The organism is Aeribacillus sp. FSL M8-0254 (assembly GCF_038008845.1).
In the GTDB taxonomy this organism is placed as follows: domain Bacteria; phylum Bacillota; class Bacilli; order Bacillales; family Aeribacillaceae; genus Aeribacillus; species Aeribacillus composti.
Genome location: NZ_JBBOZY010000001.1, coordinates 749,732 through 772,706 on the forward strand (window position 1 = coordinate 749,732; position 22,975 = coordinate 772,706).

A 22,975-nucleotide genomic window follows, 5' to 3' on the forward strand; every position below is an offset into this window, starting at 1 on the left:
GCGTTGAATTTGAAACTTTCGCTTACTACTGATTCTAACGCAACTGAACGAGCACGTCAAGCGAATGAGCGACGAAAAATGGCGAGCGAATCGCTCGCCGACGCTTGGCGGCGGATTTTCGCAATGAAATTGACTGAATCAGATCGACAGAAGCTAACGGAAGTTAAAGAAGCGATGGATGCCGGTTTGATCGGTCGTAACCCGCAAGATTGCGTAACGAAGTCCGGTCGTCCTAAAGCGTTTAGCAAAGCGGAGGCACTTCGCTTATGGCAAGATTTGCAGGAACGAAAGCGTGAAGAAACGTTACGGCGCATGGTCGAAGAAACGCCGAGTAACTATGAACTAGTTACTAGCAGCGAACGGTTACTAGAGGTGGTAAAAGCCGCCTTAACAGAGCCTATTATCGCAGTGGATACGGAAACAACTGGCATTGATGTATACACCGACGTGATTGTAGGCGTATCTTTGACTTTGCCGGAGCAAGATCGTCATTATTATATTCCGTTTAAACCGACAATTGATGAAAGGGCGTTGCCCAGCGAATCTTTGGAAATATTACGGCCGTTGATCGAATCTGACGAGGTTAAAAAGATTTTTCACAACGCTATATTTGACATTGCGATGTTTAAGCGCCATGGTATCAAGTTAAACGGCCTTGCGTGGGACACGATGACTGCGATGCATTTGTTGAATGAGAACGAGCCGAAAGGAGGTTATAAACTCAAAAAACTTGCTCCGAAGTACTTGAAAGTTGAATCTGACACATTTGACGAACTGTTCGGAGATGATGCAAAATTCTCTGAAATTCCACTGGATATTGCGCTTGTTTACGCAGCAAAAGACACTCACTTAACATATCGCTTATATAAATTTCAACGTTATCATATGTCAAAGATGCCGGAAATGATGCGATATTATGAGACGGTTGAGGTACCGTTGTTACCAGTCATAGTTGAATTGGAAGCAAACGGATATATACTCGACTTGGATTTCGCGAAAGAGTATGGGGAAAAGCTGCGAAAAGAAGCTGAACAATTACACAAAGAATTGATCGCTGAACTTTCTCCTTATTACGATGGTGACGGTGAATTGAATATTAATTCACCGCAACAGTTACGACCGACGTTATCAAAAGCGATTGGGCGTGAATTACCGAATCTTGACGCAAAGAAAACGTTAAAGCCTTTGCGGAAAGAATTTCCGATCATCGAAAAGTTACTCGAATATAAACGTATCATAAAACTTTCCAGCACCTATATCGATAGTTTGCCACAGAAACAAAATCCGACAACTAAACGTTGGCACTCGCGGTTCAATCCAATGGGAACCGTAACAGGACGTTTTAGTTCCGGTAAAGACGAGGAAGTAGGTAATGACAATCAATTTAACGTTCAGAACCAACCGAAAGAGGCACGAAGAATGTTCGTTGCGCCACCAGGAAAAGTAATTATTGGCGCTGACTTTAAGGCGCAAGAAATACGATGTGTTGCGTACCTATCAGGTGAGCAAGTCCTGATTGACGCATTTAATAAAGGTAAAGACCCGTACGCTTGGGTTGCGTCGATGTATTACAAGCGTCCATACCATGAGGTTTATAAAAACCCTGACGGGTCAGACACGCCTGAACGTAAGTTATTTAAAACGGTTGTGCTTGCGTATATTTACGGAACATCAAAATGGGGCTTGGCTGACCAACTAGGTACAACGCCAGACGAAGCGGAAAAACTGATGAAAGATTTATCGGCAGAACTTCCGCGATTATCCGAATGGGTAAAAGAAACGCAAGAATTTGCGGCTAAACATGGTTTTGTGTGGATGGACGGTAAGCAGCGTAAACGACGTTTGCCTGACGCTAAGTTAAAAGCACGTTGGGGAGATAAAGAAACGTGGAAAAAGATAAGCCGTGCAAAGCGACAAGGGCCTAATGCTCGCGTACAAGGGTCATCGTCAATTCAAACGAAGGTGACGATGATTGAAGCTGCGAAAATGTGTGAACAGAAAGGGAACGGTTGGCGTCTTTGGGGAACGGTTCATGACGAACTTTTGTTTGAAGCACCGGAGGACTTCACTCGCGAGGACATTTACGACATTGAGCGTGTTATGACAGAATCTTATCGATTTGGCGAAGTTCCGAACGGTACTGACATTGAAATTATGAAGCGTTGGGGCGAAGGCATGACGGTTGACGAATGGTTTGCGAGAAAAGAGAAAGGATTGATTGCGTGATGTTGGATGATCTTTTACTGAAACTTTACGTGATGGAACTAGCGGAGTATTCATTAGACGATGTTTTCGGAAAGACGAAGGAAGATTTTAAACGTGAAGTTGACGGTTTATCGGATTACGCAAAAGCGGAGTTAATTAGTTCACACGGAAAATTGGTCGATGAATCATTCGAAGAAGGCGGCAGATGGTCAAATTATCGCATTAGAGTATTTCGCTTTTACCATCAGGGAGATTTTATCTACGTTAGAGTAACGGAAGAAGTACCAGCTACGGAAATACAAGAAGGTGGCGACTTCATGGAGCCTGAAATCGAGCAAGTATATCCGCATAAAATCGAAACAACAGTCTATAAAACTACGAAACCGGGTGATGACAATTGACTAGTTTGAAAGGGAGGACGAAGAATGAGAGTGTTAGTTGCTACATTAAGAGACGGAAGAGTTTTTAAATTTTTTGCCACGGAGCCGATCGAGTGTTATTTAGCTAGGGTCAAAACAGACCTGTTTTTATATAGCGATGACCTAGCGATTAGATGTTCCGAAATTACATCGTTAGAGATAATTTCGCTTGACGATGAGAATAAGAACTTACTAAACGCCGAAAAATGAGGTGAAATAATGAACTTACAAGCGCAAATTGAAGGCGACTTAATCGCAATGTTAGACGAATGGCACTCGTTGCCAGAGGTTTGGGACAACGAATTAGATTCGCAAATTCACGAATGGTACGCGAAAGTCGAACCGGTATATCCGAAGCGGCCGTATTTCAGTCCATCAGCTGCCGACGCTTGCCAACGCGAACTTTATATGAAAGCGATCGGGGCTGAACGCGACAAGACGAAACAGCAACCGCATCAAGGACGTTGGCAACGAATAGGAACAGCAATCGGCGGCGTCATTCAGCGCGACATTTTGTTTATCGAAAAACATTTCGAGCGGATAACCGGAAATAAACCGCCTTTCGTGTTCGAGCGCACGCCTGACGGACGGCCGATGTTCGAGGACTTTGCGAAAAAGAATCATCTTGTCGAGTGGGGCGACGAACGGTTTTACCTTTACGGCGCGCCGGACGGAATTATGCGCTATACAACGGACGATGGTGAGGTTATACGTGTCGGACTTGAAATCAAGTCGAAGCAAACAACGCCAGCTAAAACGAGTTTACACTCGATGATTGCGCCTGACTATAAACACGCTAAACAAGTCGTTGCTTACAGCTCCATGTTTGATTGTGATTATTACGTCATACTCTACGTTAATGCCGCAAAGCAGGCGTGGGAAGTAACCGATGAACAATACGAAAAAACACCGGACATGCGAGCATTTTGCTTACGCATTACTGACGATGATCGAACGGAATTGTTCGATAGACTGGCGGGCATTAACCGTGCCGTTCGCGAACGTAAGCCGCCAAAACTAGACCTCGACAAATGGACATTCAACAATTACAAGACTGCGTGTGCATTGTCGCTGACTGACGAAGAGTTTGACGAAATCAAGGCGTATGTTAAGCGAGCGTTAAGATCGAGATTGCCGGAATGGCGCAAGCAGGCGTATTATGACGCATTTGAGTTTATTCGTGAGGTGCGTGAACAACGTTATGCCAAGTCGCGACAAGAGGGGAAGTCGGCGCACCGCAACTTATTAAATTATCTCGAAGGGGTGAGCGAATGATAAAACGTTTAATTATCTCGATAATAACGACGCTAATCTTGAATTTGGTTATATACGGCATAGCATACGTTTTTAATGCGTCTTACGACGAAGTGTTAGGGCCGGCACTACTCGGATTCGTTGCGGCGCTTATCGCGAAGGAGGTCGGCGAATGAAAATCCTCGCCTTCGACACGTCAATGTCGTCGCCAGGCGTGGTAATCCTAGAAGTCAAGCGCAACAAACCGACTATCCTTGCGGTGTCGCACGTCAAAACCGACGCCAGGCAACCACACGGCTTACGTGCTGAAATCGTTGAAGCATGGGCGACAGTGTTCATCGCTCGACACGGCACGGACTATGACGTAATCATTCGCGAAGATTTCCAAGGGCGGTCGTCACGCCAAAACCATCCGGTATTCTCGGCATGGGGCGCAATAGATCAAGCGCTGAATAAATTCGGTTTGAATTTTACGCACCCCACGATTAGCCAATCGAAAGTTAAACGTTTAGTTGTCGGCAAGGGTAAGGCGGAAAAAGACGAAGTGGAAGCGGCGGTTCGACGGCTGACTGGCTACATTGGTGAGTTTGCGACAGATGACGAGAGTGACGCGGTGGCGGTAGCGTTGGCTTGGGCGATTGATAACGGATTAATAAAACGATAGGAGGAATAACGATGGAAAACGAAAAACAAAAACGCGGTCCATTATTTAAAACCGTTGAGGCCGTAGTGAATTATCACGAGAAATTAAACTTTGTTAAAAATGAAGACGGAACATATTCGTTGACTTTCAAGAAGCTGCCAGCGTTGTTGTTCGTTTCGTATGATGGGCGTGGAACGTTCGATCAATTATTTATACACGGTGAAAACAAACCGGAAGCACAACGCATTACCATCGAAAGTGCCGTCGATGATTTTACGAGATATTCAATCGAAAGTTTAGCTCTTTTAAAAACGAAGGAGGAATCGAAATGAACTTTAAAATTTTCGCAGTAGGCGACGATCGACCGGAGTACATCGCGGCAATGACAGCGGAAGAAGCGATCGCAGATCATTTTACGCGAATTGATGACGATTATTACGGCGAAGAAGGACCAGACGTTGAAGAAATTCCGTTTAACACCGTCGGAATGTTTGAGACTGAGACGGGTTATAAAGAAATGACTTTTGCTGAGTTTCTTGGAAATTTTACGTATACAGGGCCACAGTTGATCTGTTGGAGTGAGTAGTGGGGAGACGGCGATGATTGACTACGCCTTATTGCGCCGATTAGTGGCTGACGAAGAACAAACGCTTGTCGACATCGAATACGAAATTAGGCGAGTAGAACGAAAATTAACGGAACTTAAACGAGAACGTGACGAACATGAAAAGCATTTGCGCGACTTACGCGATTTGTTGAACGTGGAGGTGAACAACGGTTGTTGACGATTTTTTCTATCGTTTGTTTAACGTTGCTTTTGTTTATATACATCTATATGGATACAAAAGGAAATGAACAGTTAATCGCAGGTAAAATCGTTTTAATATTGTTGGTTATTATTCCGTTTATCGATACGCTAATTCGGTTGTTTACGATTCAGTAAGGAGGTTTTAAGACTTAATGACGATCATAACGAAAAATGACGGAAAAAGACGACTGCCATTCGATGAAATTCGTTTAATTAGATTTATTGACGAAGTTTCAAGCGGCTTTGATCGAATAGAAACAGGCGAGTACAAAGAAAAAATCGTAAATGCTATTACCGTGCGCGACGAATACAGTGCCGATCAAATTACGAATTTACTTATTCTCACGGCGTTGGAAAACATCGACATGGCTAATCCCGATTGGACTTTCGTTGCGGCACGAATCTATATGCGAAAACTATATAAAGAAGCGTCACGCAGTCGTGTTTATGACGCGGCAAAGAAATATGACGACTTTTACTCGTTATTAACCACGCTAACAACGCTTGGCGTATATTCCCCGAAAATATTAGAACGCTACTCAAAAGAAGAAATCGTTGAACTATCGCAAATCATCGAGCCGGAACGCGACAATTTATTTACTTACATTGGACTACGAACGCTTGCTGATCGCTATTTAGCGAAAGATCACGACGGCAGAGTGTTTGAGTTACCGCAGGAAAGATTCTTAATCATCGCAATGTATCTCATGTCGTTAGAACCGGAAAATAAGCGAATAGAACTCGTAAAAGAAGCGTATTGGGCGCTATCCAATCTATATATGACGGTTGCTACGCCAACACTTGCCAATGCCGGAAAGTCTTACGGCCAGTTGTCGAGTTGTTTTATCGATACCGTTGACGACAGTTTGCAAGGCATTTTCGATTCAAACACAGACATTGCGAATCTATCGAAAAATGGCGGCGGAATAGGTGTCTACTTAGGAAAAATACGAAGTCGTGGTAGTGATATTCGAGGCTTCAAAGGTGTGTCATCTGGCGTTATTCCGTGGATGAAGCAGCTGAACAATACGGCGGTAAGTGTCGATCAGCTTGGCACACGAAAAGGCGCAATTGCCGTGTACCTCGACGTGTGGCACAAAGACATTTTCGCTTTTCTTGACGCGAAATTGAATAACGGTGACGAACGTTTGCGGACACACGACTTGTATACCGGTGTGTGCATACCCGACATTTTCATGGAGCAAGTCGAAAAACGGGGCGACTGGTACTTATTTGACCCGCACGAAGTCCGTCGCGTAATGGGCTACTCGCTGGAAGATTTTTACGATGAAGAAAAAGGCAGCGGCTCATTTCGTGAAAAATACGAAGAATGTGTTCAATGCAACGAACTGACGAAAGAGCGTGTGCCGGCTATCGAAGTTATGAAACGGATTATGATTAGCCAACTTGAAACAGGTTCGCCGTTTATGTTCTATCGCGACGAAGTGAATCGGATGAATCCGAATAAGCACGAAGGAATGATTTATTGCTCGAATTTATGTACGGAAATTGCACAAAATCAAAGCGTCACAACGGTTGAAGAACAGTACGTCGAGGACGGTAAAATCATTATCGTTAAAAATCCGGGCGAGTTTGTCGTTTGTAATCTATCGTCTATCAACCTAGCAAGAGCGGTTACGGACGGTGTTTTAGAACGTCTTATACCGATTCAAGTACGCATGCTCGATAACGTAATTGATTTGAATAATATTCCAGTCTTGCAAGCGCAATTAACTAATCAAAAATATCGTGGCATTGGATTAGGTACGTTCGGATGGCATCATTTACTTGCGTTGAAGAATATTGAATGGGAATCGGAAGAAGCCGTAAGATATGCAGATGAACTTTACGAAAAGATTGCGTATCTAACGATTAAGGCGAGCGCTGACTTAGCGAAAGAGAAAGGTGCTTACCCAGCGTTTGAAGGTTCGGATTGGTCAACCGGCGAGTATTTCGATAAACGTTACGCAGAAGAAGTGGATTGTGGCGGATTCTATTACTACGCTGATTTAAAATGGGGCGAACTTAAGTCGGAAATTATGCGGACAGGAATCCGTAACGGCTACTTAATGGCGGTAGCGCCAAACGCTTCCACGTCCATTATCGCCGGAAGTACAGCGTCGATAGACCCGATTTTTAACATCGAATACAGCGAGGAAAAGAAAGATTACAAGATTCCGGTCACTGCGCCAGACATCGACCATAAAACGTTTAACATTTACCGAAAAACAGCGTACTTAATCGATCAAAAATGGAGTATCCGGCAAAATGCGGTTCGTCAACGCCATATTGACCAGTCTATTTCGTTTAACTTTTATGTACCTAACAACGTTAAAGCGAAAGACTTGCTCGATTTACACTTGATGGCGTGGCGACAAGGACTGAAAACAACCTATTACGTACGGTCAACATCTGATGAAATCGAAGAATGTGAATGGTGTGCAAGCTAAGGGAGGACGATAACATGCGAGTAGAAAAACGAAAATTAATGGACACGACAGCGCCAAATAAATCTACCGCCATCGTGAATGGGCGATGTTCCAACGTTTTGAATTGGGACGACATTGCCCATCCGTGGGCGTTCCCAAAATACAAACGGATGCTTGCGAATTTTTGGACGCCATTTGAAATTGATATGACGCCTGACGTCAAACAATTTCCGAAACTAACTGAGCACGAGCAAGACGCTTACTTGAAAATTATCGGACTGTTAGCGTTATTGGATAGTGTTCAAACCGATTATGCCGGCAAAGTTGCCGACTATTTAACCGATTCATCTATTAACGCATTAATGATTATATTAGCGCAGCAGGAAGTCATCCATAATCATTCGTACAGCTACGTTTTGTCGTCGGTTGTGCCGAAAAACGTTCAGGACGAAGTGTTTGAATATTGGCGAACAGAACCGACATTGCGAAAACGAAACGATTTTGTTGTCGGTGGGTACATCGATTTTGCCGAAAATCCGACTGTGGAGAATTTGTTGAAATCGATCGTGTTTGACGTAATACTCGAAGGTCTATTCTTCTACTCCGGTTTCGCGTTCTTCTACAATTTGGCACGGAATCAAAAAATGGTCGCGACAAGTACGATGATAAATTACATCAATCGTGACGAACAAATTCATGTCGATCTGTTTGCGAAAATTTTCCGTCAAGTTCTCGTTGAAAACCCGGAATATGATACCGACGAATTGAAACAGTTTGCAATCGAAACATTCCGTAAAGCGGCTGAACTGGAAATCGAGTGGGGCAAAACGGTCATTGGCGATCGAATTGACGGAATTAGTATGCGCGATTTAGAACAATACATTAAGTTTTACGCAAATGTTCGCTGCAACCAACTCGGGTATGGTTACGAAGCGTTCCCGGACACACCGCGCAAAAATCCGATGAAATGGATTAAAGCGTATCAGGAAGTCGATTTAGGAAAAACGGACTTTTTCGAGCAAAAAAGCCGTCAATATACGAAAGTGAACGTGCAAGACAACGGATTTGACGAATTATAAACGACTAAAGGAGGAACGCCAATGAACGATAAACCGATTAAAATTCGCAACTCACGCATTAAACGCGACTTCAAGCGACTGCTGGCGATTATTGCCGACAGTCGCGAGCCAGACTATTCGGAGGTTGAACATATTGCCGAGCGCAACGGGTTTTACTTTGACGAAAAAGGAAACGTGAGGGAGGAAAACTGATTGGCGTTTTTCGGAATATCGGCGAAAAATAACGCACAAAAACGAGCCATGCATGCGTTGATTAGCGACAAGCCTTTTACGTTTCTAACTGGACCGGCAGGCACCGGTAAATCCTTAATCGCGCAAGCAGTTGGGCTGGAACACACGATTGAAACGCGACATTACCGCAAATTGATTTATACACGACTTCAAACGCAAGTTGGTATGGACGTTGGCGCACTGCCGGGCGATCTTAACGAAAAGACTTATCCGTTCGTCGCACCGTTTATGGATAATCTCGAAGTGATGACAGCCAAACCTAGCGAATTAAAGAAATACTTTGCGGAAGGCGACGACGACAAACGCAAGATATTTTTCGATTCGATTCAAACGATTCGTGGACGATCAATCAATCACGCATTTCTTATGATAGATGAAGCGCAGAACCTCGACGTTCACACAATCGCAGCGATCGCAACAAGACCGACGATTGGTTCGAAATTCGTATTCATCGGGAACTTTGCACAAATTGACAACACGAAACTACGGAACACGAAAACGAACGGGCTTTACCGGTTGCTTGCCGGTTTATATGAGCGAGAAGCTTACGAATATTTCGATCATATTAACTTAACGGAAGTTCAGCGCCATCCTGTTGTGGAAATCGTTGAGGATATTTTGCGAAATCACGAGATGGCGCAGGAATTTGCGGAGTTGGAAGCGAAGGGGAATATTTAAGCCTATTACGGAGGTTGAGAGCGAATGAAAGTGAACGTTAAAATCAAACGCCTACACCCTGACGCAGTCATACCGAAATACGCACACGAAGGCGATGCCGGCTTTGACCTTGTCGCGATTGAAGACACGATTATAGAACCGGGCGAAACGAAGTTAGTCCGTACGGGTTTGGCGTTTGAATTGCCGTCGGGCTACGAACTCCAAGTGCGACCACGAAGCGGAATTAGCTTGAAAACGAAATTACGCGTTGTGCTTGGTACGGTCGACAGCGGATTTAGGGGCGAGATCGGTGTGATTGTCGATAATATTGCGCCAAAAATTGACGTACAATCTTATCATTTCGAAACTATTGACGGCGGTATTACCGGAATTTATGACGAAAACATGAAGCAATTGTCAGCAAAGGTTGGAACGTACATCATCCGCAAAGGTGATCGCATCGCGCAAGCGGTCATTAAACCGGTCGAGCAAGCGCATTTTGTCGAGGTTGACGAATTGAGCGACAGTGAGCGCGGCGAAGGTGGGTTCGGTAGTTCGGGCGTTAAGTTTCAGCTTGACGAATTGCTGTCGAAAATCACGCCGGAAAACCGGCACGAAGAAATCGATATGTAAGGAGAGTGAAAAGCGGAATGAAATTCGAATGTACAAACTGCGAAATAGAATTTTACGCTAACTTAAAGGACAACGGATTTTTACCTGATTGTCCGAAATGCGGCGTTGACTATCGTGTTTACGAATTGGAGGAGACGGAATAAATGGCGGAAACAAAAATGAATGTTAAGTTATTAGCGCACACGCGATTGAGCGAAGAATTTCGAAAACAATTCGATTATGGAGAGCATACGTTCCCTGACGGTTACGAAAATAACGAATTAAACGACATGAGCGTTACCGACGGCCAAGCGGTTTCACTCACATCAATTCGAACGTGCTACAGCGCCAATAAACCGTCAGAAATCGTTGCAAAAGAAGGCGAGAAATATTTCGGCAGCAAAGCGACGGACGGCGAAGCAGGAACGGAAGCTGACCGTCTGTTCCGTCAAATTGTACGCAGCAAACATTTGTCAACGCTTGAGCATTTGTCGTTCACATTCGCGATCGAAGGCGTTTCTCGCGCTTTATTAGCGCAACTAACACGTCACCGTATCGGCTTTTCATTTAGCGTACAGTCACAACGTTATATTCGCTTTGGCTCTGACGACAAGACGGGCGGATTTGATTACGTTGTGCCAAAGTCAATTACCGAAGATAAGACCGCAATAGGTACGGCGGGCGTACCTATAAGCGCCGATGAAATTTTCGCGGAAGCTATGGAATTAGCGCAAGAAATGTACGACTTACTCCGTGAAGCAGGCGTCGCAGCCGAAGACGCCCGTATGGTGTTACCGAACGCTGCCGCAACGAACATCGTAATGACCGCAAACTTACGCGCTTTGCTCGATTTCTACGGTAAGCGACGTAAAGGACGCGGAGCTCAAGCGGAGATTGCGGAATTAGCTGAAGAATTACGGAAAGCAGTCGTTGAAGTTGAGCCGTGGACGGACGTGTTTTTCGAGCAAACTTAAAGGAGGAATCGGAATGAGCAGAATTCACTGGACTAACGTCCATATCTTACCCGACGAAAACTTAGGCGGTGTGTTGCGTGAGTATGTCGAGGTTGATCGGAAGGCGGAAGTGGGCGAGTATATTTTCACGATTAATACCAATGAAATCCACAAGGTTACAAAAGGATCGGAAGATGGCGTTTATATTGACGGGTGGGTATATGTATATGACGGATACTACCGAACACTAGAGCCGACTAGTATCGTACACATCGACGGCCAGCGTTACCGCCTAGTCGACCGCAAGGCGAAAGTCGGTGAAAAGGTTATCGTTGTTGTAGCAAACGATACGTTAGTCTATAGAAATGTCGGCGAAATAGTTGAAATCATCGAAACAGACGGCAGCAGTTTCGGTGGAATGATAAGTCCGCATGATTTAGGTGAAAAAGGCGCTATTTATCATTTTCAATACCTCGTTCTTGAACCCGTTGAGCCAGCCGAAGAAAGCGACGACGAAACCGAAGCGTCCGAATCCGTCCTCGACCTACTCGCCAATTTAGCGCGACGAGTGGCGGAGTTGGAACGGAAACTCGGCGAATATGCACGCAAAATTGACGGGATTGAAGTCGATATTCAAAACATTAACGTCGATTTAGGAACGGTTGAGGAAAACATCGAAATGATTATCGACGATATTGTCACGTTAGACGAACGCACGCAGCCGTTAGTAGCGCTAGTAAAGGCGGTGAAGGGCGATGAATAAATCGCCAATCAAACTCGCCATTTGTGGCAAACTTCGTTCAGGCAAGTCGTTAGTTGCCGGTTACTTGTCGCTTATGCACGACTTTCAACCGTTTGCCTTTGGCGACGCGCTCAAGAATGCGTTTCACCGTGCTTTTCCGCAAATACCGCGACAACCGAAGCCACGCGCCTATTACCAGTCGTTCGGTCAATGGGCGCGGACAATGATTGACGAAAACATGTGGATTGACGCAACCATGCGAAAAGTTGATGAGTATTTGGCGCAAAATCAATGCAACGGTCGATCGCGAGTTTTGATCGAGGACGTGCGACAACAAAACGAATATGACCGGCTGAAACGAGAAGGTTTCGTATTTGTGCGTATTACTGCGCCAGATGAATTGCGGTTGGAACGTGCGCGGAAAGTCGGCGATGACTTTACCGAAGCGGACTTGGCGCACGAAACGGAATTGCTCGTTGATACTTTCGAGGTTGATTACGAAGTAGTGAATGACGGAACGGTTGACGAATTGTGTGCGAAGATTGACGTGGTTATTCGCCAGCTAACCGAAAAATAAACACCTTCCCGTCGCTTGAACCGCGATCATACGCGAATTTGTACGGTGCTTCTTCGATCGGAAACGGATGTTGTTTGACGAATCGCTTTGCCGACATGTAATATCGTTTGTCAATGACGTACTGCGCTAAATCAGCGTGTATGTCGTCAATTACGCCGGGCTTGACGATGGCAAGCGCTTTGTTGTCCGCACGAAAAGCAACGGCAAGGCGGTCGTAAGGTTTGACGTCCAATAGTTTCCGCGCGGTTCTATTTATGTAAAAGCGACGCTGATTGTCGAGCGTAATAAACGGTGCGCCGTCGGCAGGCACGAACTCGAAACCGGCGAGCATATCGCTGTATTCCTTTTTCAAACGTACACCTCATTTTCTGATATTTTACGATAAGTATAATCGATTTTTAAACGAAAATCAAGCGAAAGGTGGTATTTAATGGGCAAAGCGCAAAGGGAACGTTGGCAGGCGAATGTTAAGTCGATGGAAATTGTGAGTAAGCCACGCGATCAAATAACTGACGACGATATTCGATTTCTTCGCGAAAACTACACATCAATAGGCGGGTTGTTGCCGAAAGGTTTCAACGGAGGCGCGTTTTTCACGCCGACACATGTCGCGAAATTTATGTGGGACGTACTAAAACCGAGACTTACGCAAGCGCCGAAAGTGTTGGAACCAAGCGTCGGCAGCGGTGTTTTCCTCGAACACGCGCCATCCGATGCGGAAATAACAGCGTTAGAACTCGACCAAACAAGCGCAAAGGTAACATCGTTAATTTACCTGCAGGCCAACGTCATTCAAGGTAACGCCATTTTGCACAATCGCGAAAATTATTACGATGTGGTGATCGGCAACCCGCCGTATGGAGAAACAGTCGAAATTGATATGTCAGATGGCGATTTCAGCGACTGGAAAACGTTGACCAAACGCAAAGACAAATATCGTGGCAAGTCCGAAGCAGTGTTTATAGAGCACGCCATTCGTAGCGCAAAACCAGGCGGTTATATTGCGTTTATACTGCCGAAAGGTATCGCATTTAATTCGCAAACACAAAAAGCCCGCGAATTGTTATTTAACACGTGTTGGCAAGTCGCGACGATTATGTTGCCGGGCGAAACGTTCCAACACGTCGGAACCACGATACCAACGCAAATATTAATTGTGCGAAAGGTTACACCAAACGCCCGTAAAATCAAAGCGGTCACAAAACGATGGGGCAGTAATTTTAGACGATCTGATTGGAGCGATATTGACGGCTTTGGCGCGGAATTTTTCGAAGGACAAACGCCTGCATATTTCGCAAAGGTGACCGACATTGGTTGGGACGAAAAAGGTCGGTCAACCGACAAATGGGGCGATGGACTAACGCAACTAGACGAATTGGTGGACGACTGGACGGACGGAAACCTGACGCGGGAAAATTTGTACCCGCATTTACCGTCGTGGCACGGTATCGAAAAAGGAAACGAATCGTTCTTCTTTTCGCACGGCAATGAATCTTGCGACGGTTTTCGCGACGCAAGTCGAACGTATCCTGACGGACCTTACCGTTGGCAAGAACTGACGCTCGGCACAGGCGAAGAAGTCGAGTGGCGACGTGCGGACGGTACTGTCGAACTGCGGTCAACGTGGGATTTCGATTGGCAGGACGAGATTGTGGCGGATTATTATTCGCAGAAAGGGGCGATTTAATGAACGAGCAAACCTTAAAAACGATGTTTTCTTCCGCGACCGATTTATGGGCGACGCCGCAAGACTTTTTCGATAGACTTAATGCGGAATTTCATTTCACGCTAGACCCGTGCTCGGACGGCACAAACGCGAAATGTTCGAAATATTACACGCCGAAGGAGAACGGATTAATTCAAGACTGGTCGGGCGAGCGCGTGTTTATGAATCCGCCGTATGGCCGCGTCATTGGCGATTGGATACGCAAAGCATACGAGGAAGGCACGAAACCTAACACGTTAGTGGTTGCGTTGATTCCTGCGCGGACTGACACGAAATACTGGCACGATTACGTAATGAGGGCGAAAGAAATCCGGTTTGTGCGCGGACGGTTGAAGTTCGGTGACGGGGCGAATTCCGCGCCTTTCCCGAGCGCGGTCGTCGTGTTTGACGGTATGCATAACTCGCCGAAAATTAGCGCCATGGACGCGAAGGAGGCGGAATGATGGCGAAAGTTCCTAACCTTGTGGAATGTCAGCCAAGGTTTGTAGCGTATTGTAAGGCGCATGGCTTACGCGAGGGCGACGAATGGCAGACTTGGGAATATATGGCGTGGATTTCGAAAAAAGCAGCGGAATTTCGCAAGTTACACGGGCTGTGGCGCTGGGATTCTTTTTACAAGCTCGGCGCCGACGGACATAAGCAATTTACGAGATTCCTAAAAACGGAGGCATAAAAGTGGGTAAACAAAAACAATACTTCTACGGACTAAAATCGCTAATAAACGCGGAGATCACGCTCGACAATTTAGACGCCAACACAATGCGCAGAGTTATCGACAAAGTACTCGACTGGTCACGGTCGCAAACGATTATGAAACGGCCGCCGAAAACTGATGCACGGCTCGTTTATTATATAGCCTGCGAATCGTGGCTTGAACGTTTACTTGAGTCCGATTTGCATGCGAAATTTACGTCACCGCATGCAGTCGAGGACTTCGCTTGGCGTGTTTTGTCGCAGTCCGGTTGGGGCGTGCCTGTTGCCGGTTACGATACGGCATGGGTTGAGTTAATTACGACGTTTAAGCCGCGGTTGCGCGAATGGTGGGCGCAAAGCCACGAACAAGACAATCGCACAGTTGAACGAATTGCCGTGCTAATGGCGTTGGAACAATTCGATTTGAAGGACGAGTGGGTAGCGGAAAAAGTGAACGAGTTGCGAACGGAATTGATAAACGGAATGGAGGTGATGACCGATCGACACTAACGCAAAAGAACGGGCACTTGAACAACGCTACGCACTTGATAATCCAGATGGTGTGAAACGCTTATTGCGCGACTACCACGCGTTAGTTGAGCGTCAATATGACGGAGATTATGACGCAGTTATCTTGCTCGTTGACTTGGCAACGGCAATCGAAAATGCCGGCTTGACCGAAAGGCAACGTGAGGCGCTTACACTGGTGTATTTCGATGACTTGACGCAGGTGGAAGCGGGCGAGCGGATGGGCGCCAGCAAGCAAACGGTCAATCGGCTGGTTACGGTAGCAACGGCGAAAGTTGCGCGTGTGTACGAAAAGTGGGCGAGAATGGGCGAAGGTTACTCAATGGGTAACGGTTAGTCTACAAAAACGAAACGGAAAGGACTGACGCACAATGAATTTCGAACAATTCAACGAACGTATAAACGAACTATGGGCGCAAACAAAGGCAGGCAAGCTGACGCGTGCTGAACGATTCGCCGCAATTGAACGGCTAACGGACGAATACATTGCCGCAACTGGTTGTCGACCTGACCCGGCGCAATTGGACCGGCTGGCGACGCTTTGCTTGTACGAGGAGGTGAGCGATAGCACGCCGTGGAAAACGCGCAACACCGAGTATCCGGTGCACAGCGACAGGCAGCGCGAGGAAATCGAAAGACACGAGGTCGGCATGGCGCCGCTTGAATATGTCGCTAGCGACGGTCGCAAGCACGAAAAGCCGACGCGAAGAAAGCGAAGCAAGGCGGAGAATGCGTACATGGACCGGAAGTACAAGTCGAAAAAAGGGGAGCGGTAAATGATCGGTAGTCTCGAATTAAACCGTATTTATCAGATGGACGCTGTTGAAGGCATGCGCTTGTTGCCGGACGATAGCGTTGACCTTATCGTAATAGACCCACCTTATAACATCGGTAAAGATAAACGTTGGGACAAGTGGCGTAGCGTTGATAATTACGTGGTGTGGATGGCGGATGTATTTCGCGAGTGTGAGCGTGTGTTGAAGCCGAACGGTTCGTTTTATTGGTTCCATAACGATATGGCGCAAGTGTGGCGGTTGATGCAAGCGTTAGAAGAAAACACAGAATTTGTATTTAAAAGTTTTATAACGATAGATAAGCTCGACAACAATTACATTAAAGACTTGTACGGATCACAAAAACACTTTCGAAATTACTTGAATTTGGCGGAATATTGCTTGTTTTATACGTTTCAGGATGAGACGGGACTGACTCGCGTTAAACACTCACTCGACAATTTTACGACTCTACGAAACTACTTTCGCGAATTGCAAAATTTTATAGGTTTAAAAATTAGCGGAATAAATAAAACTCTAAAGCATCGAAAGGCGGAGCACGCTTTTTATTGGAAATCGACACAATGGGATTTGCCTACCGCCAAGACGTATAACGAATTGATTGATGTTTTCAAGATCGATGAATGGAGTGGTTTCCGAAAATACGAATCACTTCGCCAAGAATACGAGCAATTACGCCAAGAATACGAACAATTGCGTCAAGAATACGAAAAACAACGCTACACCTTCAACGCGTCCGACGGTGTTAAAAACGTTTGGGCATACTCTTTCCGCGAAGACCCGAAAACAAAACACCCAACGCAAAAACCCGTTAGATTACTCGAAGACATTATCCGTTATTCATCCAACGAAGGCGCGATCGTGCTCGATTGCTTCATGGGAAGCGGAACTACAGCGGTTGCTGCGGCGAGACTAGACCGGAATTTTATCGGGTTTGAACGTGAACCCGAATACGTTAAGATCGCGAATCAGCGGTTGGAAAACGTGTGGGATACGGAAGCTGACGCAAGACAACGAAGTGTAACGTAATATTTCCATATTTTCAGCGGAATGATTGAAAACGGCTTACTTTATCGAGAAATGTTTGCGTTATATGTGAAGATGTCTAATTGCTCGCCAAATTGGCGGGCTTTTTAGCGCTGGGTTGAACCGGCGCTTTTATACATAGCGGAAATAGGAGGACGCTCCGAAAAGAACGGCAATCCCTACCGTTCCTGTTCCGCGATTTTAAAAAGGGAAATAAATCGTTAAGGGAGACGATGGTATGAAAAAGTACAAAATTACGTATGCACCAACGCTAAAAATAGCGCAAGAGGTCATAGATCCTTACGACGAATGGAATTGCAAAAACGTATGCGGCGAATACTTTTACACTTCGATACCTAATCACGACAAGTCATACGTTAAAACAATCGAAGTAGAGGCGTTATCAAAAGAAACGGCTAAAGCTGAGTTTGCTATCAAAATTTACAATAGCTTATCGTTGAGCCAAACGATTAGAGGCGGTTATAAACCGTTAGTATTCGACGCTATACGCAATATTAAATCTATCGAGGAAGTGAGCGCCGATGAGTAATATATTGGCGTTCCAACCGTATGAAAACGAAGAGCGCCCGCAAAAACAGCGGAAGCCACAACCGAATGACAAGGCGTTATTGCTTGATAATCCGGAAGGATTTGAGATATACAACCGTGAACTAATGCGCAAGGTATTTCCGCGAATAATTAACGAAGCTTATGACGTTGTGTATGCGGAATACAAGCGTAAGCCTGAGATTCGCGACATCGTAGCGTTCTATTTCTTATTGCAGTCGTATATTGACGGCAATTACTTTCGCGCAGATGGCACGCTGAATGATCGCTTTGGCGCGTGCTTCTTGAATTACGAAACGATTCAAGCGCACTTACGCATTGATCGCAATCGCATTAATTTGTTGGCGGCCATTCTCGAAACAAACGGAATTATCCGCACGACTGGTCATTACGAAGGGACAAAACGTTTTAAATGGTACTTCCCGTCGTTCTGTCCGCGAATTACAGACGATGGGTATATCGTTAACGAGTTCGGGGAAATCATTAAGCCGGATTTCAGCGTTTATTTACCGAAGCGAAGACGTTGATATTTCGCCTTAGTATGCGCAGGACATACTACCGGTGATATGCGCAGGACATACGACGGTTAGTATGCGCAGAGCGGACTGTAAAAAGAGAAATACGTAAAAGAGCAATAAGTAAAAGAGAAACAAATACTTTGCGCAAGTATATTCGCAAGCTCATATACTTGTCGCGAATAATACTAATAATACTTATATGGTATGGTCGCAGAAGAAATTATATGAAAGATTATTCGAAGAAGTATATATAAAAACAAACGTTAGGCGCGCCACATTTGGCCGCCTTTTTCCGTGTCGATGTAACACGCCTTCTATTCGCCAATATAATAATGAAGCTTATCGGAATAGTCGCGTGTTTGTCCGTTACGAGAACGGTTGATTTCGCCGGGCAACGCGTTCACGACGGACAGACCGCCGAAAACTCGAGGGGTTGGCGTTATCTCGAATTCGAGATTTATGCATTCGATAACAGATTCACAAACTCGCAAACATGCCGCAAATAGCGTCATATCAACGTTTGTATAAAATCGTGCATAAACGATAATTTGCATAACTTTGTGAAATGGCGTTATATCAACGTTTATTCATCTCTTGTATATTACATAAAAGACCTTATGTAAAGTAGCGATGAATATACGATACATCGATATGCAACGAACAAGTGTTCGCAGAGATAGGGGCGGGGGTATCGGTTTTCGAACCGACCCGCCCTGACCCCGAAACATTTTCTACAAAATTTCAAAACTCGAGGGCTAAGCGGAGCGGCTACGTTGCCCTCCGTTATTTTATTCCACGAAAGGAGGACGTATTATGCAACGATTTCAATACGACGAAACGAAACTAAAGCCCGGTCAAAAGGAAGCGGCGGTCTTACTCGTTGAATACGATTTTACCGATAAGGACGAGCGCAAAACGAAAGAGGAAATCGCTGCGGAAGTAGGCGTCTCACGCATGACGCTACATCGATGGGAAACGGGCGACGAAAACTTTATCGCTTATAAAAATTACGTTGCCAGCACGTACGTCAACACGTATTTGCCGTTCGTTTACAAAAAACTAATTGACGGTATTTCGCGCGGTTCTATGAAAGGAATCGAATTGTTTTTGAAGCGCGTCGGCGATCTTGACGACAAAACCGAAATCACACTTAACGATAATCGCGACAGCCAGTCGTTCGAAGAGCGTAAAGCTGCGTTACTTGCGCGTTTAGGCGAAAAGGACGGCGAATAGTTTGGCGTTTGTAGACGGTAAATGGCTCGATCGACCGGCGCGCGAACGACTAATAAACGAACTTCGCGAAGAAAACAACCTGATTCGCCGGTTGATCGAAACGAATAAAGCGGTTGACTACGATCTTGACCGGCTGGAAGCGAATTTGACGTTGCTCGAAAAGTTAGAACGCGTTCAACGCGGCGAGCGTGACGTGCTGTACTTCGCGATGGAATATTTTAGCGATAACGGTAATCCTGAAAACGAAGGCAATTTAATTCCGTCGGGCGTTAACTACGAAAACGCAGCCGACTTTCACAAAACGCTTTGTGACTTGCTAAACGACGTAATAACCGGTAAACAGCGCGAACACGTTGCGTGGGCCTGTCCGCGGGGTCACGCTAAAACAGCTTATTTGTCGAATATTTTCCTCGCGCACCAGGTCGTTTATCGACACCGCAAATACATTGTGGAAATTTCGGAAACAACGGACGTAGCAGGCGACTTCATTACATGGACGCGCTATCAGCTAAAATTCAACGCCAAGCTGCGCGAAGACTTTGGCGAGTTGCTCGATCCGCGGCCGTCCAAGAACGAAGTTGATAATAAATACGAGTTTATCACGTCAAGCGGTACAAAAGTCGAGGCAAAAGGATTAGGAACGCAAATGCGCGGTCTACGTCATGGGAATACGCGGCCGGACCTTTTCATTTTAGACGATTTAGAATCGAAGGATTCGACGAATACGAGCGAACTAATTGAAAAATCAAAGGCTTGGTTCCGCGAGGAAATGTTGCCGGCGTTATCGCGCGAAGGTATTTGCATTTATCTTGGAACAATTCTTTGTTTTGATAGTTTGCTAGACTATGTTATTCGCGAGCGGCGCGACTTTAAATCGAAAAAGTTTTCGGCGGTAAAATCGTGGGCGAAACGTCAGGACTTGTGGCAACGTTGGCGTGAAATTTACCGCAGTGACGACCCGGAAGCAGCGGAAAAAGCACGAAAGTTCTACGAGGAACACGAATTGGAAATGCTAGATGGCGCGTCGATTTTGTGGCCGGAGTATTTCACGTATTACGAGTTCATGGTCAAACTTGAAGAAAACGGCACCAAAGCGTTCAACCAGGAATATCAAAACGAGCCGACCGACGAGGAACGGCAAATATTCAAGCCCGAGTATTTTACGTATTTTGACGATAAAGACCTCGAAGGTAAGGATATTTCGTTTTTTGGCGCTATTGACTTGGCAATGGGTAAGGATCGCGGTGACTATTCGGTTATTGTCACAATGGCGCGTAATAACGAAACAGGCGTTTGCTACGTTTATGACGTGTTCATGGAGCGCTGTCACCCGGACGTATTATTGCGCGAAGCTGTTAAGCGGACATTGCAATTCCAATACGAAAGACTAGCGGTTGAGGCGCAAATGGCACAAGAGTTTATCGCAGACAAACTGGCAGAGGAACTTCGTAAACACGGTTATCCGAGCCATACGCGCTTAAAATATATTAAGCAACGCACGCGGAAAGCGTTGCGTATTGAGGCGTTACTACCGGATATTCAAGCGGGGCGTATTCGATTCAGACGAACGGATCGATTAGCGCTCGAGCAATTTGAATTATACCCGATGCACAAGCACGACGATTTCCCTGACGCGGTCTCAATGTGTTATGACGCTGCGAAAAGCGGAAATGTCTACGTGAAAACATACAAACGAAACTTACGTTAAGGAGGTGGTGTAATTGGCGGATTACAATTTATTAAGCCCGCAGAGTATGGACGAATTGCTGTTTTCGCCGTATCAACAAGCGTTAGGGCGCTCAACGTGGCAACGTATTAATCAGCAACTACGAAACTATGACTATTACGACGGTAAGCAACACATTCATCCAGAAACGGGGCAATTGGTCAAGGCGAAGGATTTGCCGCGACCACCCGGACTCGACTATGACCCAACGCGTTACGCTACAAACTATTTTAAAGCGTTTATCAAACGCAAAGCCCGTTGGCAAATGGGCGGTAAGCACGGAATATCCGTCACACCAAAACAAATTGACGACCCGATAGAAGCGACAAAACCCGACTATGAGCCTAGCGAAGCACAACGTCGCGAAAATGAACGGGCGGAAGCGTATGAGCGTTTGTTATATCAGCTTTGGCGCGAAAACAAAATGCGAGAAAAGTTGCTTGCAGCGGCGCGTGACCGTTTAATTGCCGGTCGTGTCGGTTGTAAAATCGTGTTTAATCCGAATACAGGCAAAATTAAGTGGATATTCCGACCGGACTACGAAATAATACCGGTTTATAGCGATGATGATTACGAGGAATTGGTTGCGGTTCATTTCGTGTCGTTCATCGACAACGAAGAAACAGGCGAAGAACTTATTCGAAAACAGACGTTCTCGCTCGAAAATGGCGAGTGCTTCCTCGAAGAAGCGGTTTATGATTACAACCTAGATTTAGTCGAGCAAATCACGCCGAAACAATCGATGGGACTCGATTTCATTCCGGTTGTACTGTTCCCAGTCAATGATTTATCAGGCGATTCAGTAGATTATTCCGAAGTAAACGACATGAAAGAGCAAACCGACATTTTAAACGAAATGAACGAAGATGCAATCGATTCGTTAAAGTTCGAAATGTTCCCGATGACTGCGGTACTAGACGCACCGGAAGGAACGGCGGCTAAAATGGCGATTGCGCCGGGCGCGGTTGTTGAGGCTCGCGGTGCGGTAGACAGTAGAGCGCCGGAAATTAAAAAGGTTGAATCGGGCTTCCGTTGGAAAGAAGCGTTTAAAGACCAATATGCTCGCGTTAAAGCAGCGCTTCACGAGATAACTAGTTTACCGCAAATCGTTCCGCAGGAATTGAATTTCGGCGGACTTAATGGCGAAGCATTGCACGTTTTATTTCACGACATAATTCAAGAAACCGAGGAACATTGGCTTTCGTGGGGTCCGCGATTAGAGGAACTACACGAGAAAACAATTAGATATTTGCAGGCTCGTGTTGATCGTCCGGTATTCGCTTACGACCGAGAAGTCGTAAAACTAATTGGTGACGATTATGACAACGAAATTAAATTTGTTTTACCTTTACCGGACAATCGAAAAGAATTAGTCGAATTACTGACACTTGAAACAAGCGCAGGTTTTGAATCAACGGCAGGAGCAATGCAGCGATTAGGCGTCGAAAATGTAAACGCGAAAAAACAAGAGATTACTAACGAAATTGCACAACGAAGACAAACAACAGATCCATACAACGAAACTTCGTCCGCGTGACGTTAAACGGAGGTTTTT

The 22,975-nt window shown here is 45.6% G+C and carries 30 protein-coding genes; 29 read left to right on the forward strand and 1 reads right to left on the reverse strand.

What is annotated here, in order from left to right:
• The first annotated feature begins 3 nt into the window (after positions 1–3).
• The 17 genes from NSQ44_RS03625 (at position 4) to NSQ44_RS03705 (ending at position 12,609) form a co-directional block, all read left to right on the forward strand.
• Positions 4–2,226: a DNA polymerase gene (locus NSQ44_RS03625; protein WP_340854984.1), complete on the forward strand. Its 2,223-nt coding sequence runs from the start codon at positions 4–6 to the stop codon at positions 2,224–2,226.
• Entirely contained in the window at positions 2,226–2,606 is a 381-nt protein-coding gene (locus tag NSQ44_RS03630; RefSeq protein ID WP_340854987.1) for a hypothetical protein, read from the forward strand. The genes NSQ44_RS03625 and NSQ44_RS03630 overlap by 1 nt, the downstream gene beginning before the upstream one ends.
• A gap of 237 nt (positions 2,607–2,843) precedes the next feature.
• On the forward strand, positions 2,844–3,899 hold the full coding sequence (locus NSQ44_RS03635) for a hypothetical protein (protein WP_340854989.1): 1,056 nt from the start codon (positions 2,844–2,846) through the stop codon (positions 3,897–3,899).
• Between the two features lie 151 nt (positions 3,900–4,050).
• Positions 4,051–4,542, forward strand: a complete 492-nt coding sequence (locus NSQ44_RS03640; protein WP_340854990.1) for a crossover junction endodeoxyribonuclease RuvC — start codon at positions 4,051–4,053, stop codon at positions 4,540–4,542.
• Between the two features lie 11 nt (positions 4,543–4,553).
• Positions 4,554–4,853, forward strand: coding sequence for a hypothetical protein (locus tag NSQ44_RS03645; RefSeq protein WP_340854993.1), 300 nt, complete (start codon positions 4,554–4,556; stop codon positions 4,851–4,853).
• On the forward strand, positions 4,850–5,107 hold the full coding sequence (locus tag NSQ44_RS03650; protein ID WP_340854995.1) for a hypothetical protein: 258 nt from the start codon (positions 4,850–4,852) through the stop codon (positions 5,105–5,107). The genes NSQ44_RS03645 and NSQ44_RS03650 overlap by 4 nt, the downstream gene beginning before the upstream one ends.
• Before the next feature lie 13 nt (positions 5,108–5,120).
• Positions 5,121–5,306, forward strand: a complete 186-nt coding sequence (locus NSQ44_RS03655) for a hypothetical protein (protein WP_340854999.1) — start codon at positions 5,121–5,123, stop codon at positions 5,304–5,306.
• Positions 5,300–5,464, forward strand: a complete 165-nt coding sequence (locus tag NSQ44_RS03660; protein WP_340855002.1) for a hypothetical protein — start codon at positions 5,300–5,302, stop codon at positions 5,462–5,464. Before NSQ44_RS03655 ends, NSQ44_RS03660 begins: the two co-directional genes overlap by 7 nt.
• A gap of 17 nt (positions 5,465–5,481) precedes the next feature.
• Positions 5,482–7,779: a ribonucleoside-diphosphate reductase subunit alpha gene (locus NSQ44_RS03665; RefSeq protein WP_340855005.1), complete on the forward strand. Its 2,298-nt coding sequence runs from the start codon at positions 5,482–5,484 to the stop codon at positions 7,777–7,779.
• Positions 7,780–7,793: 14 nt separating this feature from the next.
• Positions 7,794–8,837 carry a ribonucleotide-diphosphate reductase subunit beta gene (locus NSQ44_RS03670; RefSeq protein WP_340855008.1) on the forward strand — a complete coding sequence of 348 codons (1,044 nt, stop codon included), beginning with the start codon at positions 7,794–7,796 and terminating at the stop codon, positions 8,835–8,837.
• A 21-nt stretch (positions 8,838–8,858) separates the two neighbouring features.
• A complete protein-coding gene (locus NSQ44_RS03675) occupies positions 8,859–9,029 on the forward strand; it encodes a hypothetical protein (protein ID WP_340855010.1) in 171 nt (56 codons plus the stop codon).
• Positions 9,030–9,746: a PhoH family protein gene (locus NSQ44_RS03680; RefSeq protein WP_340855014.1), complete on the forward strand. Its 717-nt coding sequence runs from the start codon at positions 9,030–9,032 to the stop codon at positions 9,744–9,746. It abuts the gene before it with no gap.
• Positions 9,747–9,770: 24 nt separating this feature from the next.
• Complete coding sequence (locus tag NSQ44_RS03685; RefSeq protein WP_340855016.1) at positions 9,771–10,358, forward strand: dUTP diphosphatase; 588 nt, start codon at positions 9,771–9,773, stop codon at positions 10,356–10,358.
• Positions 10,359–10,375: 17 nt separating this feature from the next.
• Complete coding sequence (locus NSQ44_RS03690; protein WP_340855019.1) at positions 10,376–10,501, forward strand: hypothetical protein; 126 nt, start codon at positions 10,376–10,378, stop codon at positions 10,499–10,501.
• A complete protein-coding gene (gene thyX, locus NSQ44_RS03695) occupies positions 10,502–11,311 on the forward strand; it encodes an FAD-dependent thymidylate synthase (protein ID WP_340855021.1) in 810 nt (269 codons plus the stop codon).
• Positions 11,312–11,324: 13 nt separating this feature from the next.
• The gene (locus NSQ44_RS03700; RefSeq protein WP_340855022.1) at positions 11,325–12,053 is read left to right on the forward strand and encodes a hypothetical protein; all 729 of its coding nucleotides are present in this window, start codon (positions 11,325–11,327) and stop codon (positions 12,051–12,053) included.
• Complete coding sequence (locus tag NSQ44_RS03705) at positions 12,046–12,609, forward strand: AAA family ATPase (protein ID WP_340855026.1); 564 nt, start codon at positions 12,046–12,048, stop codon at positions 12,607–12,609. The genes NSQ44_RS03700 and NSQ44_RS03705 overlap by 8 nt, the downstream gene beginning before the upstream one ends.
• Here the strand turns inward: NSQ44_RS03705 and NSQ44_RS03710 are convergent.
• Entirely contained in the window at positions 12,584–12,961 is a 378-nt protein-coding gene (locus NSQ44_RS03710) for a hypothetical protein (RefSeq protein ID WP_340855028.1), read from the reverse strand. The genes NSQ44_RS03705 and NSQ44_RS03710 overlap by 26 nt on opposite strands.
• A 78-nt stretch (positions 12,962–13,039) precedes the next feature.
• Between NSQ44_RS03710 and NSQ44_RS03715 the strand changes: the two genes are divergently transcribed.
• From NSQ44_RS03715 to NSQ44_RS03770, 12 genes are all read left to right on the forward strand, one after another.
• On the forward strand, positions 13,040–14,296 hold the full coding sequence (locus NSQ44_RS03715) for an HsdM family class I SAM-dependent methyltransferase (protein WP_340855031.1): 1,257 nt from the start codon (positions 13,040–13,042) through the stop codon (positions 14,294–14,296).
• Positions 14,296–14,778, forward strand: a complete 483-nt coding sequence (locus NSQ44_RS03720; RefSeq protein ID WP_340855033.1) for a DNA N-6-adenine-methyltransferase — start codon at positions 14,296–14,298, stop codon at positions 14,776–14,778. The genes NSQ44_RS03715 and NSQ44_RS03720 overlap by 1 nt, the downstream gene beginning before the upstream one ends.
• Positions 14,778–15,008, forward strand: coding sequence for a hypothetical protein (locus NSQ44_RS03725; RefSeq protein WP_340855034.1), 231 nt, complete (start codon positions 14,778–14,780; stop codon positions 15,006–15,008). Before NSQ44_RS03720 ends, NSQ44_RS03725 begins: the two co-directional genes overlap by 1 nt.
• Before the next feature lie 86 nt (positions 15,009–15,094).
• Entirely contained in the window at positions 15,095–15,538 is a 444-nt protein-coding gene (locus tag NSQ44_RS03730) for a hypothetical protein (protein ID WP_340855037.1), read from the forward strand.
• A gap of 52 nt (positions 15,539–15,590) precedes the next feature.
• Positions 15,591–15,893, forward strand: coding sequence for a sigma factor-like helix-turn-helix DNA-binding protein (locus NSQ44_RS03735; RefSeq protein ID WP_340855040.1), 303 nt, complete (start codon positions 15,591–15,593; stop codon positions 15,891–15,893).
• Positions 15,894–15,927: 34 nt separating this feature from the next.
• Positions 15,928–16,332, forward strand: coding sequence for a hypothetical protein (locus NSQ44_RS03740; RefSeq protein ID WP_340855043.1), 405 nt, complete (start codon positions 15,928–15,930; stop codon positions 16,330–16,332).
• Entirely contained in the window at positions 16,333–17,379 is a 1,047-nt protein-coding gene (locus tag NSQ44_RS03745) for a DNA-methyltransferase (RefSeq protein WP_340855045.1), read from the forward strand.
• Between the two features lie 235 nt (positions 17,380–17,614).
• Positions 17,615–17,926 (forward strand): hypothetical protein, encoded by a 312-nt coding sequence (locus tag NSQ44_RS03750; RefSeq protein WP_340855049.1) that lies wholly within the window; start codon positions 17,615–17,617, stop codon positions 17,924–17,926.
• On the forward strand, positions 17,919–18,470 hold the full coding sequence (locus NSQ44_RS03755; RefSeq protein WP_340855052.1) for a hypothetical protein: 552 nt from the start codon (positions 17,919–17,921) through the stop codon (positions 18,468–18,470). Before NSQ44_RS03750 ends, NSQ44_RS03755 begins: the two co-directional genes overlap by 8 nt.
• An 804-nt stretch (positions 18,471–19,274) precedes the next feature.
• Positions 19,275–19,694, forward strand: a complete 420-nt coding sequence (locus NSQ44_RS03760) for a phBC6A51 family helix-turn-helix protein (protein WP_340855054.1) — start codon at positions 19,275–19,277, stop codon at positions 19,692–19,694.
• Between the two features lies 1 nt (position 19,695).
• A complete protein-coding gene (gene terL / locus NSQ44_RS03765) occupies positions 19,696–21,402 on the forward strand; it encodes a phage terminase large subunit (protein WP_340855056.1) in 1,707 nt (568 codons plus the stop codon).
• A gap of 13 nt (positions 21,403–21,415) precedes the next feature.
• Positions 21,416–22,957 carry a phage portal protein gene (locus tag NSQ44_RS03770; protein ID WP_340855058.1) on the forward strand — a complete coding sequence of 514 codons (1,542 nt, stop codon included), beginning with the start codon at positions 21,416–21,418 and terminating at the stop codon, positions 22,955–22,957.
• Positions 22,958–22,975: the final 18 nt, after the last annotated feature.